The organism is Streptomyces sp. NPDC056452 (assembly GCF_042796085.1).
Classification (GTDB): domain Bacteria; phylum Actinomycetota; class Actinomycetes; order Streptomycetales; family Streptomycetaceae; genus Streptomyces.
Window position 1 is genome coordinate 1 of the sequence record NZ_JBHTRI010000040.1, and the last position, 13,311, is coordinate 13,311.

Consider the following 13,311-nt stretch of genomic DNA (forward strand, 5'->3'; position numbering starts at 1 on the left):
CTCCACCACACCCCCATCGGCGTCCTGCGCAGCGTCGAACGACCCGTCTACGACACCCTCATGTCCGACCAGCTCGACACCGCCATCGAACAACATGGCAAGGGAGAACTGGACACGCTCCTCGCCGGCAAGGACACCTGGACCGTCGTGGGCTGACCCGCATCTCCGTATCGTGGGCCTCGGCGGCCTGTGTCGGCCTCCTCGAACAGAGAGGCCCATGGCGTGCACCCGCTCACCGACCCGATGACCGCCGCAATGGCCGAGATCCCCGGCGGCACCGTCGACCTCCGGGACGACCGCCGGGGCACCCGCTGGCAGGCGGAGATCGCGCCGTTCCTGCTCGGCCGGTACCCGGTCACCGCCGGACAGCACGGAGCCGTCACCGGAACGGACCCCGCCCCCTCGGCAAGCGGTGCCGCGCCCGTCACGAACATCAGCTGGCTCGACGCCGTCGAGGTGTGCAACCTGATCTCGGTGCGGGCCGGGCTGGACCAGGCCTACTCCCACGACGTACGGAGCGGGGAAGTGACCTGGGACCGGACGGCCGACGGCTACCGCCTGCCGACCGAGGCCGAGTGGCAGTACGCCTGCAAGGCGGGGACCACCGGATACCGGTACGGCGGGATCGACGAGATCGCCTGGTACGACGCCAACTCCGGGGGCCGCGCCCACGACGTCGGCGGCCGGACACCCAACGCGTGGGGGCTGCACGACATGCTGGGCAACGTCTGGGAGTGGTGCTGGGATCTCTACGACGAGGAGGTCTACGGCGCGTACCGCATCTTCCGCGGCGGCGGCTGGGCCGAGTCGGAGCGGGGCTGCGGCGCCACGGTACGCCGCCGCAGCCACCCCACGTTCGCCATCGACGACCTCGGCTTCCGGCTGGCCCGCGGTGCGGCCTGAGGTCCGGTGGGCCGGAGTGCCGCGCTACGCGGTGGAGCCCATCAGCGCGGAGGCCGCGAGGAAGTAGCCCACGACGAGGGCGGTCTGCAGGACGACAACGCCCCACGGGTGGGCGTGCCACCAGGCGAGGCGGACACGGGGGAAGGCGCTCCTCAGCTCCTTGAGCGACGAGGCGTCGGATGCCGACACCGGTACGTTCCGCAGACGTCGCGTGAGCCGCTCCACGTCCGCCTGCTGCCAGGGCCGCAGGTCGAGCACGTACGGGCGCGTCACCGCCGAGGTGATGACCACACGCCCCGGCGTCGGGGTGAGGGGCCCGGCGCCGAAGACGATGGGATGCAGACCGGTCAGGAACTCCACGGGGACGGAGTAGAGAGCCGCACCGAAGGCGTTGTCGACCCGGAGTTCGTCCCCGATCACCGTGATCTGTGCCAGGGAGGAGCGCAGCGCCATCATCACGACGGTCGCCAGCAGGGGTAGGACGATCAGCACGAGCATCGGAACGAGCCAGCCGATGCCGAACTCACCGATCGTCAGGGCTCCCAGCGAGCACAGAGCGGGAACACCGATCACTCCGTAGAGTGCCAACCGCCTGCGGTAGATCGCGTTGTCCGGCCGCACCACGATGCGTGCGCCTGTTCCCGCCATGACATCCCCCCTGGATCCCCCTGGCCCGACCGCGTCATCATGACCCCGATTCCCACTCGATGACAGAGGGGCGGCGCACCGGGCGGCGCGAAAAACCGTACGGACGATCGACACCAGGTGAGGTACGTTCCTCTGGTCCGAAGGGGGGCGAAGTGGCGAAGCTCAACCAGATCATCGCCGTGGAAAAGGGTGTCAAGAGCAAGTCGCTCCAGGACATCACCGCGGCACACCACAAGGTGCAGAAGCCCGTACAACTGGCCGGCATCTCGCGTACGTACCAGCCGAAGGACGAGGAGGGCGAGCAGCTGCCGCCCGAATCCACGCGCGTACAGGTCAAGACCGAGGACGTGCTGCGTGAGATGTCCGCGTCGCTGACCCGGCTGTTCGACGTGACCGCCACCAAGGACTGGGCCAACTGCTCCGCCCGCGCGGACGTCACCGTCGACGGACGGACGATCGTCCGCGAAGTGCCGGTCAGCTACCTGCTGTTCCTGGAGAAGCAGCTCACCGACCTGCACACCTTCGTGAAGAAGCTCCCCGTGCTCGACGCCTCCGAGTCCTGGTCGCTCGACCCGTCGACGGACTGGTGGAAGACCGACCCGGTCCGCACGATCCGGACGAAGAAGGTCCCGCGCAACCACGTCAAGGCCGAGGCGACCGAGAAGCACCCGGCGCAGGTCGACGTGTACTACGAGGACGTGCCGATCGGGTACTGGACGACCGTGAAGTTCTCCGGATCGCTTCCGGCGAAGCGGGTGAACGAGCTGCTGGAGCGGGTCGAGAAGCTGCAGCACGCGGTCAAGTTCGCCCGCGAGGAGGCCAACAGCGCCGAGGTCACCGACCAGCGGGTCGGCGACGCGGTGTTCGGCTACCTGTTCGGCTAACACCGGACGCAGGTAGCATCCACAGACGCCCCCGCGCACAGTCGTGGGGGTGCGCAGCATCACGCGGCCGGTTGAGGTCCGGTCCGTGTGACGAGCGCAGACTGAAACTGACGTTCAGCCTGAAGACGCGGCACAGGTGAAGGTTCGAGTCCTTCCCCCGGCACCACCGGCCGGGGTGGCCCAACATGGCAGAGGCAACCGCGATCACACTCAGACTCTCGCTCAAGCTTCAGTATCGCCACCGACTGCCAGATCGACCGAGTACGGACGAACACCGTTGAATGCTGGTTCGAATCCGGCCTGCACCTCTTCATGGCGCGGTAGTTCAATGGAAGAACGCGACGGTCTGACGACTGATCCGCACTCTTAAACGGCGCTGGCAAGCGCAATTGGGTGGCATCCCCAGGGGCCCGGGAGCTGGATACGACTCCCGGGCTCCGCCACGTCCGGGCCTCGGCCGGCAGGGACGGGCGACATACCCGGGTACGGAGTGCGGTCATCATGGCGATCCGGATCCGCGCCTCGGGTGGTGAAGGTATACCGATGGACGTACCTGACCTTCAGAACGCTGTTGAACTTCGAAGCCACACGCAGCCGCAGAGCGGGCCCGACGGCGCAGGTGCCGAGCCGGGGCAGGGCGTCCTGCGGTCTTGCACTCCACCAACCATCCTCGCTCGCGTGTCGGCATCGGTTGTCACCGCGCACGCGGAAACCGTAAGTCCGCCACGAGACGCCTGCGGCCGACCGGTCTGTCAGACCGGTCGGCCCGGCCAGCGTGCCCAGCGCAGGGACTCGGCCTCCTCGGGAGGCAGGAGGCCCGAGGCGATCAACGCCGCCCGGCCTGCCTGCCGGCCCGCGATCCGGTAGCCGTACTCGGAGGAGTCGACCTCGCTGAACGAGCCTTCCGTGATCAGGACCGCCGCCGCCACCCCGTCCAGCCCTTCCAGCAGCCCCGCCCGCAGGGCAGGCAGGTACTCCGCGGGCAGCTGCCTCTCCGGGGCCACACTGACCAGCTCGAACTCACCGTCGGGGCCGGGCGGTTCGAAGTGCGCCAGGACGTGCGCGTACGGCCCGCAGGCGCCGATGCTCATCAGCACGCGGACGCGGACGTCGGGTACGGGGGAGGGGAGGCCGGTCATCGGATGGGTCCCCTCCGGCAGGTCAAGGTACGGCGAGCTGCCGTGATCGCCGAGCAGCCTAGTACGCCACTCGCCGCTCACTCGCGATCGATGGAGAACAACGACAAAGAGCCGGACCCAGTGAGACTGGGTCCGGCTCTTGAAGTCTGGCACTTCACCTGCTCAGCGAGTTGATCGCTGTGCTCCGGCGGAAGTGCCCCCGGCAGGATTCGAACCTGCGCACCCGGCTCCGGAGGCCGATGCTCTATCCCCTGAGCTACGGGGGCGATATCGCTGCACTTGGCGGCGACGAGTGAAACCCTACCAGCTTCGGTGGGGTGTCCGGGAACAGGTATTTCCGCGTCGGCGCACCGGTTCGTGGCCGGTTGGCCGCCGGTCGGCCGCCGGTCGGACGCCGGTTCGGGGGACGGGACGCGGAGCTCGGGGGACCGGACGCGGAGACCGTGCGGCGCCTCCCGGGGACCTGGGGTCGAATCCGGGCCGTGGGGCGCCGGGCCACCCCTCCGGGGGCGGAAGTGGGCAAAACCCGGACGCAGCCCCTCCGGCGGACCTACTCTCGAAGGGTGTCAGGGGCGTACGGCCGCGTGCTTGTTGTGGACGACAACAAGGTCATCCGGCAGCTGATCAGGGTCAATCTCGAGCTGGAGGGCTTCGAGGTCGTGACCGCGGCCGATGGTGTCGAGTGTCTGGATCTGGTCCACCGGGTCTGCCCGGATGTGATCACGCTCGATGTGGTGATGCCCCGGCTCGACGGAATCCAGACCGCTGTCCGGCTGCGCGCCGATCCACGGACCCGCCATCTGCCCGTCGCCGTTGTCAGTGCCTGCACGCCGTACGAGGTGGACTCGGGGGTGGCCGCCGGGATCGACGCCTTCCTGGCGAAGCCGTTCGAGCCGAGCGAGCTGGTGCGGATCGTCCACCGCCTGATGCGCAGGAAGGACTCCCCGTCGGTCGACGGCAGACACGGCGCCGGGAGGGCCGGGAGCACCGCCGGATGACGGCATCAGCGACCGCCGCCCGCCCGCGTCCCGGGCCGCACGGGTGACCGGATGGCGAAACGGGGTCGCGAAGTGCCCCCCTTCCTCCCATACGCTTGTCCCGTGACCCCCGCAGAGCTCTCCCGAACCGTGCTGCGCGCTGTGCGCCGCGCGGTCGACGAGGACGTCCTGCGCGCGCCCGTGCCCGCGCGCGTGCGGGTGGAGCGGACACGGCCCGGCGGCAGCGGCGACTACGCCTGCGCCGTCGCCCTCCAGCTGGCCGGTCCCGCCGCGCTCCCGGCCCGGGAGGTCGCGAGCATCCTGCGCGACCGGGTGGCGGCGCAGCCCGGCATCGGACGGGTCGAGATCACCGGGCCCGGATTCCTGAACTTCACGCTCGACGCGTCCGCCGACACGTCCGCCCGCGCCGCGCTCGTACGCGACGTACGGGAGCAGGGCCTCCGGTACGGGCGGAGCGCCACGGACGCCGGGCGGCTCCACCGGCTCCACCATCCGCCCGAGGTCCGGGCCGCGGTCCACGCCCAGGCGGTCGGGCGCATCCTGAGGACGCAGGGCGGCCAGGTGCTCATCGGCTGCACCGGAGCGGCCGACCCCGCCTGGGAGCGGCTGGGCGTCGTGGCCGGCCCCCGTCACGGGCCGGAGGAGAGCACCGAGATCCGTCCCGTGCCCGCCCGCGCCACCGCCGCCGAGCTGCTGGAACGCCTGGGGCGGGACGCCGCGCTGTGGGGCCTGCTGCGGCCCGCGGCCCATGATCACGCCCCGCTGGGCGACGAGCTTCTCGTCCAGGGCGAGACCAACCCGCTCTTCCTGGTCCGCTACGCCCACGCGCGCGCCCGCGCACTGACAAGGAGTGCGGAGCAGCTCGGTTTCGCCGCCGCGTACGACGAGGACGTGGACGCACCCGCGCTGCACGCCGCGCTCGCCGACCACCCCGGCGTACTCGCCTCCGCCGCCCGCCACCACGCTCCCGACCGGGTCGCCCGGCACCTGGAGACGCTGGCGCGCGCCTTCTTCGACCTCCACGACACGAACCCGCCGCTCCCCGTCGGCGACGAGAAACCCTCGGCCGCCCACCGCTCCCGGCTGGCTCTTGCCGAAGCCGCCGGGAGGGTGCTGGCAGGCGGCCTGTTCCTGCTCGGCATCAGCGCGCCCGAACACCTCTGAGACCTGAGAGAACAGAACGATGAGCCGATCCGCACACCCCGCCGGGCCCCGTCACGCCGATGTCTTCACCGAGGGCCACTACAGCGCCCCCGCGACCGACCTGAACGTGCTGGACGAGAAGGTCTGGGCCCGCACGGTCACCCGCGACACGGACGGTGCGCTCACCGTCGGCGGGATCGAAGTCGCCCGGCTGGCCGAGGAGTTCGGAACTCCGGCCTACTTCCTCGACGAGAGCGACTTCCGGGCGCGCTGCCGCGCCTGGGCCGATGCCTTCGGGCCGGACGCCGATGTGTTCTACGCCGGGAAGGCCTTCCTGTCGCGCGCCGTCGTGCGCTGGCTAAAGGAAGAGGGACTGAACCTCGACGTGTGCTCCGGCGGCGAGCTCGTCACCGCGCTGGACGCCGGTATGCCCGCCGAGCGCATCGCCTTCCACGGCAACAACAAGACCGTCGACGAGATCGAGCGGGCCATCACGGCCGGTGTCGGGCGGATCGTGCTCGACTCCTTCCAGGAGATCGTCCGCGTCTCGCACATCGCCCAGCAGCTCGGCAAGCGCCAGCGCGTACAGATCCGTGTGACGGTCGGCGTCGAGGCCCACACCCACGAGTTCATCGCGACGGCGCACGAGGACCAGAAGTTCGGTATCGCGCTGGCCGACGGACAGGCCGCCGAGGCGGTGCGCAGGGCGCTCACCCTCGACGGGCTCGAACTCATCGGCATCCACTCGCACATCGGCTCGCAGATCTTCGACATGGCCGGCTTCGAGGTCTCCGCGCGGCGCGTGGTGCAGCTGCTCGCCGAGATCCGCGACGAGCACGGCATCGAGCTCCCCGAGATCGACCTCGGCGGCGGCCTCGGTATCGCGTACACCTCCGAGGACGACCCCCGCGAGCCGCACGACATCGCCAAGGCGCTCAGGGACATCGTGACCCGCGAGTGCGAGTCGGCGAAGCTGCGGACCCCGCGCATCTCCGTCGAGCCGGGTCGCGCCATCGTCGGACCCACCGCGTTCACGCTGTACGAGGTCGGCACCATCAAGCCCCTCGAGGGCCTGCGTACGTACGTCAGTGTCGACGGCGGCATGTCGGACAACATCCGCACCGCGCTGTACGACGCCGAATACAGCGTCTCCCTCGTCTCGCGCAGCTCCGACGCCGAGCCCATGCTCGTGCGTGTCGTCGGCAAGCACTGCGAGAGCGGCGACATCGTGGTCAAGGACGCTTTCCTGCCCTCGGACCTGGCCCCCGGCGACCTGATCGCCGTGCCGGCCACCGGGGCGTACTGCCGCTCCATGGCGAGCAACTACAACCACGCCCTGCGCCCCCCGGTCGTCGCCGTGCGCGACGGCGAGGCGCGGGTGATCGTCCGGCGCGAGACGGAGGAAGATCTTCTGCGTCTCGATGTCGGCTGATGAAATAAGGGTCTCAGGATCCGGACGGGTGACAGAAACTCCCGTCCGGTGAGTGAGACTGTTCCACACATCTGAAGTATGAGAAACGAGGTCGGATGATGCGTACGCGTCCGCTGAAGGTGGCGCTGCTGGGCTGTGGTGTGGTCGGCTCAGAGGTGGCTCGCATCATGACGACGCACGCCGACGACCTCGCCGCGCGCATCGGTGCGCCCGTCGAGCTCGCGGGTGTCGCCGTGCGCCGTCCCTCCAAGGTGCGGGAGGGAATCGACCCCGCGCTGATCACCACGGATGCGACCGCCCTGGTCAAACGGGGTGACATCGACGTCGTCGTCGAGGTGATCGGGGGGATCGAGCCTGCTCGGACCCTCATCACGACCGCCTTCGAGCACGGCGCGAGCGTCGTCTCGGCCAACAAGGCGCTCCTCGCCGAGGACGGCTCCGCCCTCCACGCCGCCGCCGGGAAGCACGGCCGGGACCTCTACTACGAGGCGGCCGTGGCCGGCGCCATTCCGCTCGTACGTCCGCTGCGCGAGTCGCTCGCCGGGGACAAGGTCAACCGGGTGCTCGGCATCGTCAACGGCACGACCAACTTCATCCTCGACAAGATGGACACGAGCGGAGCGGGCTACTCCGAGGCGCTCGACGAGGCCACCGCGCTCGGCTACGCCGAGGCCGACCCGACCGCGGACGTCGAGGGCTTCGACGCCGCGGCGAAGGCCGCGATCCTCGCGGGGATCGCCTTCCACACCCGGGTGAAGATCGGCGAGGTGCACCGCGAGGGCATCACCGAGGTCACCGCCGCCGACATCGCCTCCGCCCGCCGCATGGGCTGCACCGTCAAGCTCCTCGCCATCTGCGAGCGCGCCGCCGACGGCAGGTCCGTCACCGCCCGCGTGCACCCCGCGATGATCCCGCTCAGCCACCCGCTGGCCTCCGTCCGCGAGGCGTACAACGCGGTCTTCGTCGAGGCCGAGGCGGCCGGGCAGCTGATGTTCTACGGTCCCGGCGCCGGTGGCGCCCCGACCGCGTCCGCGGTCCTCGGCGACCTGGTCGCCGTCTGCCGCAACAAGATCGGCGAGACCACCGGCCCCGGTGAGTCCGCGTACACGCGTCTGCCGGTCAGCCCGATGGGCGAGGTCGTCACGCGGTACCACATCAGTCTCGACGTGGCCGACAAGCCGGGCGTACTCGCCCAGGTGGCAACGGTCTTCGCCGAACAGGGCGTATCCATCGATACGGTCCGCCAGCAGAGCCGACAGGACGGAGACGGCGAGGCATCCCTCGTCGTCGTCACCCACCGCGCGCCCGACGCAGCCCTCTCCGGGACCGTCGAAGCGCTGCGCAAGCTGGACACCGTGCGCGGTGTCGCCAGCATCATGCGTGTTGAAGGGGAGTAAGGACCCATGACCAGCAAGGGCACCCACCAGTGGCGCGGCATCATCGAGGAGTACCGGGACCGTCTTCCGGTCACGAGCACGACGCCGGTCGTCACGCTCCGTGAGGGTGGCACGCCGCTCGTTCCGGCGCAGGTCCTCTCCGAGCGCACGGGCTGCGAGGTGCACCTCAAGGTCGAGGGCGCCAACCCCACGGGGTCGTTCAAGGACCGCGGCATGACGATGGCGATCACCCGGGCCAAGGAGGAGGGCGCGCAGGCCGTCATCTGCGCCTCCACCGGCAACACCTCCGCATCCGCCGCCGCGTACGCGGTGCGGGCCGGCATGGTCTGCGCCGTGCTCGTACCGCAGGGCAAGATCGCGCTCGGCAAGATGGGGCAGGCCCTCGTCCACGGCGCGAAGATCCTCCAGGTCGACGGCAACTTCGACGACTGCCTGACCCTGGCCCGCAGCCTCTCGGACAACTACCCGGTGGCGCTGGTCAATTCGGTCAACCCGGTCCGGATCGAGGGCCAGAAGACCGCCGCGTTCGAGATCGTCGACGCGCTCGGCGACGCCCCCGACATCCACGTCCTGCCGGTCGGCAACGCGGGCAACATCACGGCCTACTGGAAGGGCTACAAGGAGTACGCGGGAGACGGGCTGTCCACGCACACCCCGCGCATGTGGGGCTTCCAGGCATCCGGCTCCGCGCCCATCGTGCGCGGCGAGATCGTCAAGGACCCGGCGACCATCGCCACCGCGATCCGTATCGGAAACCCGGCCTCCTGGCAGTTCGCCCTGGACGCCCGGGACGAATCGGGCGGTTTCATCGACGAGGTGACGGACCGGCAGATTCTGTCCGCGTACCGCCTGTTGGCCTCCCAGGAGGGTGTTTTCGTCGAGCCCGCGTCGGCCGCCTCCGTGGCCGGTCTGCTCAAGGCCGCCGAGGAGGGCAAGGTCGACCCCGGCCAGAAGATCGTCTGCACCGTCACGGGCAACGGCCTCAAGGACCCCGACTGGGCCGTCGCGGGCGCTCCGCAGCCGGTCACGGTCCCCGTGGACGCGGTCACCGCCGCCCAGAAGCTGGGCCTGGTGTAACCGGTACTTTTCGCAGCTCAGCCGCCCTTTTCGGGCGGAGAGCGCATGGGAGGCGTGCGACACGCATCGTGCGCCTCCTGTGCGCCCTATGTCGCCACAGAACCTTCCTTCGATAAGCTGTAGTCAACCCGCCCCGCGCATGCGCCGCGGTGCAGTCGCCGTCGTGGCTGCCGGGTACCCCCATTCCGGCACTTCGGCGCCCCACGCACGCCGAGGGCCCCGCCCGCATCACCCCGCACGACATCCCCGCCGCCGTACAGGAAGAGTCGTCCAACCGATGGCCGGTCCCGCGTTCCGAGCTGCCGCCGTCCGGGTGCGCGTCCCCGCAACCAGCGCCAACCTGGGCCCCGGTTTCGACGCCCTGGGCCTCTCGCTGGGGCTCTACGACGACGTCGTCGTCCGGGTCGCCGACTCCGGGCTGCACATCGACATCGCGGGTGAGGGCGCCGAGACGCTGCCCCGCGACGAGAGCCACCTGCTCGTACGCTCCCTGCGCACGGCCTTCGACCTGCTCGGCGGACAGCCCCGCGGCCTCGAGATCGTCTGCGCCAACCGCATCCCGCACGGCAGGGGCATGGGCTCCTCGTCCGCCGCGATCTGCGCCGGCATCGTCGCCGCGCGTGCCGTGACGACGGGCGGCGACGCCCGCCTCGACGACGCGGCCCTGCTGGAGCTGGCCACCGAGATCGAAGGGCACCCCGACAACGTCGCGGCCTGTCTCCTCGGCGGTTTCACGCTCGCGTGGATGGACGGCGGAGCGGCCAGGGCCATCAGGATGGATCCCGCGGATTCCGTCGTTCCGGTGGTTTTCGTCCCGGCCACGCCGGTACTCACCGAGACGGCACGCGGTCTGCTGCCGCGCACCGTTCCGCACGTGGACGCCGCTGCCAACGCCGGTCGTGCGGCCCTCCTCGTAGAGGCCCTGACCAGGCGTCCCGAGCTGCTGCTCGCCGCCACCGAGGACCGGATCCACCAGGAGTACCGGGCCCCCGCGATGCCGCAGAGCGTGGAACTCGTGAACCGGCTGCGCGCCGACGGCGTCCCTGCTGTCATCTCCGGAGCGGGGCCGACCGTGCTCGCGCTGACGGAGGAGGGCTCGGCCGACAAGGTCACCCGGCTGGCGGGTGAGGGATGGGCCGCGAACCGGCTCGCGCTCGACACCACGGGCGCGAGCGTGCTGCCGCTCGCCGGGTAACCGCACGTGATTGCCGGTGCATGAGAGGGGGAATGTTTGTTGGAGCCGGTAGTGTTAACCTCAAGTCAGCAATCGACGTCTTTGTGGCGCGTTGCTTCGTGTCCCCCTTCGGGACCACCACTCTTCCGGGAGCCTCCCCGACTGCCTGAGCAGCCTGCCTGAGCAGTTTCGAGCACGCTCCGGAACCGGCACGACACCCTCTTGCTCGTCCAGGAGTGGGCCGAGCAGGGGGATCTCGAGCCGGAACCCCGCACATTCATCTCTCCGCCGTACCCGGCGGACCACCGCCCCGGCAAGGTCCGCGATCGAAAAGATCAACAGACCGTAGTCGGACAGCACAACCGGTCGCCGAGCCAGAAGGCCGACGTCCGCTCCAGGGAAGGACCCTTCGTGAGCGACACCACCGATCTGATGGGCGTGACTGCCGACAAGAGCGTCGACAGCTCTGCGCCCGCCGAAGGTGCTGCCACTGGCACCACCGCACGGCGCCGCCGCTCCGGCACCGGCCTCGAGGGCATGGTCCTGGCCGAGCTGCAGCAGGTCGCGTCCGGCCTCGGCATCAGGGGAACTGCGCGGATGCGCAAGAGCCAGCTGATCGAGGTCATCAAGGAGGCGCAGGCCGGGAGCTCCTCCGCACCCAAGACTGCCTCCAAGGCTGCTGCCGCCCCCGCCGGTACGGACGCCGAGAGCAAGCCCAAGCGGCGTGCCACGTCCAAGTCGCGTACGGGGGACGAGTCCGCCGCCGCGGCCGAGAAGCCCGCGGCCCAGCAGCAGATCGACATCCCCGGTCAGCCGGCCAGCGACGACCAGCCCACGGGCGAGCGTCGTCGTCGCCGGGCGACCGCGCAGGCGGGCAGCCCCGACACCAAGGGCGACGTCAAGGCCGAGGCCAAGGCGGAGCCGCAGGCCGAGCCGAAGAGCGAGGGCCGTCAGGACCGCGGCGACGAGCGCGGCGAGGCGAAGGGCGACGCGAAGGCCGAGTCCGCCGCCGACACCGCCGAGGGCCGTCGCGGAGACCGCCAGGACCGCGGCCAGCGCGGTGAGCGTGGCGAGCGCGGTGACCGCCGTGACCGTCAGCGCGACCGGCGCGGCAAGGGCGACGACCAGGGCCAGCAGGGCGGCGGCCAGCGCCGTCAGGGTCAGGGCCAGAGCCAGGGCCAGGGTGGTCAGGGCCAGAGCCAGGGCCAGGGCCAGCAGGGCGGCGGCGGTCAGCAGGACGACGCCTACGACGACGAGGGCGGCCGGCGCGGCCGTCGGGGCCGTTACCGCGACCGCCGTGGCCGTCGTGGCCGCGACGACTTCGCGACCGACGTCCAGGTGGCCGACGACGACGTCCTGATCCCCGTCGCGGGCATCCTGGACATCCTCGACAACTACGCGTTCATCCGGACCTCCGGCTACCTGCCGGGACCGAACGACGTGTACGTCTCGCTCGCCCAGGTCCGTAAGAACGGCCTGCGCAAGGGTGACCACGTCACCGGTGCGGTGCGCCAGCCCAAGGACGGCGAGCGCCGCGAGAAGTTCAACGCGCTGGTCCGCCTCGACTCGGTGAACGGCATGGCGCCGGAGACCGGCCGCGGCCGTCCCGAGTTCCAGAAGCTGACCCCGCTGTACCCGCAGGACAGGCTCCGTCTGGAGACCGACTCCAACATCCTGACCACCCGGATCATCGACCTGGTCGCCCCGATCGGCAAGGGCCAGCGAGGCCTGATCGTGGCCCCGCCGAAGACCGGTAAGACCATGATCCTGCAGGCGATCGCCAACGCGATCACGGTCAACAGCCCCGAGTGCCACCTGATGGTCGTCCTGGTCGACGAGCGTCCGGAAGAGGTCACCGACATGCAGCGGTCGGTGAAGGGCGAGGTCATCTCCTCGACCTTCGACCGTCCCGCCGAGGACCACACCACGGTCGCCGAGCTGGCCATCGAGCGCGCGAAGCGCCTCGTGGAGCTGGGTCACGACGTGGTCGTCCTGCTGGACTCGATCACCCGCCTGGGCCGTGCGTACAACCTGGCGGCACCGGCCTCGGGCCGCATCCTGTCCGGTGGTGTCGACTCGACCGCGCTGTACCCGCCGAAGCGCTTCTTCGGTGCCGCGCGGAACATCGAGGACGGCGGCTCGCTGACGATCCTGGCCACCGCGCTCGTCGAGACCGGCTCGCGCATGGACGAGGTGATCTTCGAGGAGTTCAAGGGCACCGGCAACATGGAGCTCAAGCTCGACCGGAAGCTCTCGGACAAGCGCATCTTCCCGGCGGTGGACGTGGACGCGTCCAGCACCCGTAAGGAAGAGATCCTGCTCGGCAGCGACGAGCTGGCGGTCGTCTGGAAGCTGCGCCGGGTGCTGCACGCACTCGACCAGCAGCAGGCGATCGAGCTGCTCCTGGACCGCATGAAGAAGACGCAGTCCAACGCGGAGTTCCTGCTCCAGATCCAGAAGACGACGCCGGGTAACGGCAACGACTGACGTCGCTTCAGGAGTCACGCAGAACTGCC

Annotated in this window: 11 protein-coding genes, 1 tRNA gene and 1 pseudogene; 10 read left to right on the forward strand and 3 right to left on the reverse strand. The window is 70.2% G+C overall.

Annotated features, from left to right (window positions below):
- A pseudogene (locus tag ACFQ6X_RS30500) lies at positions 1 to 156 on the forward strand (2-oxoacid:ferredoxin oxidoreductase subunit beta); the annotation flags it as partial.
- 99 nt (positions 157 to 255) lie between these two features.
- The gene (locus ACFQ6X_RS30505; protein WP_383186267.1) at positions 256 to 903 is read left to right on the forward strand and encodes a formylglycine-generating enzyme family protein; all 648 of its coding nucleotides are present in this window, start codon (positions 256 to 258) and stop codon (positions 901 to 903) included.
- Positions 904 to 927: 24 nt separating this feature from the next.
- On the opposite strand, the gene ACFQ6X_RS30510 is transcribed toward ACFQ6X_RS30505, so the two are convergent.
- Positions 928 to 1,551, reverse strand: coding sequence for a hypothetical protein (locus ACFQ6X_RS30510; protein WP_383186176.1), 624 nt, complete (start codon positions 1,549 to 1,551; stop codon positions 928 to 930).
- 152 nt (positions 1,552 to 1,703) lie between these two features.
- On the opposite strand from ACFQ6X_RS30510, the gene ACFQ6X_RS30515 reads away from it, so the two are divergent.
- Positions 1,704 to 2,435: a hypothetical protein gene (locus ACFQ6X_RS30515; protein ID WP_383186178.1), complete on the forward strand. Its 732-nt coding sequence runs from the start codon at positions 1,704 to 1,706 to the stop codon at positions 2,433 to 2,435.
- A 752-nt stretch (positions 2,436 to 3,187) separates the two neighbouring features.
- Here ACFQ6X_RS30515 and ACFQ6X_RS30520 read toward each other — a convergent pair.
- Entirely contained in the window at positions 3,188 to 3,574 is a 387-nt protein-coding gene (locus tag ACFQ6X_RS30520) for a hypothetical protein (protein WP_383186180.1), read from the reverse strand.
- Positions 3,575 to 3,768: 194 nt separating this feature from the next.
- Positions 3,769 to 3,840, reverse strand: a tRNA-Arg gene (locus ACFQ6X_RS30525).
- A gap of 249 nt (positions 3,841 to 4,089) precedes the next feature.
- On the opposite strand from ACFQ6X_RS30525, the gene ACFQ6X_RS30530 reads away from it, so the two are divergent.
- The 7 genes from ACFQ6X_RS30530 to rho all read left to right on the forward strand — a co-directional run bounded on the left by ACFQ6X_RS30530 (position 4,090) and on the right by rho (position 13,282).
- Positions 4,090 to 4,572: a response regulator gene (locus ACFQ6X_RS30530; RefSeq protein ID WP_383186181.1), complete on the forward strand. Its 483-nt coding sequence runs from the start codon at positions 4,090 to 4,092 to the stop codon at positions 4,570 to 4,572.
- A 102-nt stretch (positions 4,573 to 4,674) separates the two neighbouring features.
- Complete coding sequence (gene nrtL / locus ACFQ6X_RS30535; protein WP_383186183.1) at positions 4,675 to 5,736, forward strand: ArgS-related anticodon-binding protein NrtL; 1,062 nt, start codon at positions 4,675 to 4,677, stop codon at positions 5,734 to 5,736.
- Positions 5,737 to 5,755: 19 nt separating this feature from the next.
- Positions 5,756 to 7,147, forward strand: a complete 1,392-nt coding sequence (lysA, locus tag ACFQ6X_RS30540; protein ID WP_383186184.1) for a diaminopimelate decarboxylase — start codon at positions 5,756 to 5,758, stop codon at positions 7,145 to 7,147.
- Positions 7,148 to 7,242: 95 nt separating this feature from the next.
- Entirely contained in the window at positions 7,243 to 8,544 is a 1,302-nt protein-coding gene (locus tag ACFQ6X_RS30545) for a homoserine dehydrogenase (RefSeq protein ID WP_383186186.1), read from the forward strand.
- A 6-nt stretch (positions 8,545 to 8,550) separates the two neighbouring features.
- Positions 8,551 to 9,621 carry a threonine synthase gene (gene thrC, locus ACFQ6X_RS30550; RefSeq protein ID WP_329207338.1) on the forward strand — a complete coding sequence of 357 codons (1,071 nt, stop codon included), beginning with the start codon at positions 8,551 to 8,553 and terminating at the stop codon, positions 9,619 to 9,621.
- A 277-nt stretch (positions 9,622 to 9,898) separates the two neighbouring features.
- Positions 9,899 to 10,816: a homoserine kinase gene (gene thrB, locus ACFQ6X_RS30555; RefSeq protein WP_329207336.1), complete on the forward strand. Its 918-nt coding sequence runs from the start codon at positions 9,899 to 9,901 to the stop codon at positions 10,814 to 10,816.
- 390 nt (positions 10,817 to 11,206) lie between these two features.
- Complete coding sequence (rho, locus tag ACFQ6X_RS30560; protein WP_383186189.1) at positions 11,207 to 13,282, forward strand: transcription termination factor Rho; 2,076 nt, start codon at positions 11,207 to 11,209, stop codon at positions 13,280 to 13,282.
- Positions 13,283 to 13,311 lie beyond the last annotated feature (29 nt).

Bases quoted from the DNA above. Each gene is read 5' to 3' on its own strand.
- ACFQ6X_RS30505 (WP_383186267.1), top strand. From the start codon at position 256: ATGGCCGAGATCCCCGGCGGCACCGTCGACCTCCGGGACGACCGCCGG.
- ACFQ6X_RS30510 (WP_383186176.1), bottom strand. From the start codon at position 1,551: ATGGCGGGAACAGGCGCACGCATCGTGGTGCGGCCGGACAACGCGATC.
- ACFQ6X_RS30520 (WP_383186180.1), bottom strand. From the start codon at position 3,574: ATGACCGGCCTCCCCTCCCCCGTACCCGACGTCCGCGTCCGCGTGCTG.
- lysA (WP_383186184.1), top strand. From the start codon at position 5,756: ATGAGCCGATCCGCACACCCCGCCGGGCCCCGTCACGCCGATGTCTTC.
- ACFQ6X_RS30545 (WP_383186186.1), top strand. From the start codon at position 7,243: ATGATGCGTACGCGTCCGCTGAAGGTGGCGCTGCTGGGCTGTGGTGTG.
- thrC (WP_329207338.1), top strand. From the start codon at position 8,551: ATGACCAGCAAGGGCACCCACCAGTGGCGCGGCATCATCGAGGAGTAC.
- thrB (WP_329207336.1), top strand. From the start codon at position 9,899: ATGGCCGGTCCCGCGTTCCGAGCTGCCGCCGTCCGGGTGCGCGTCCCC.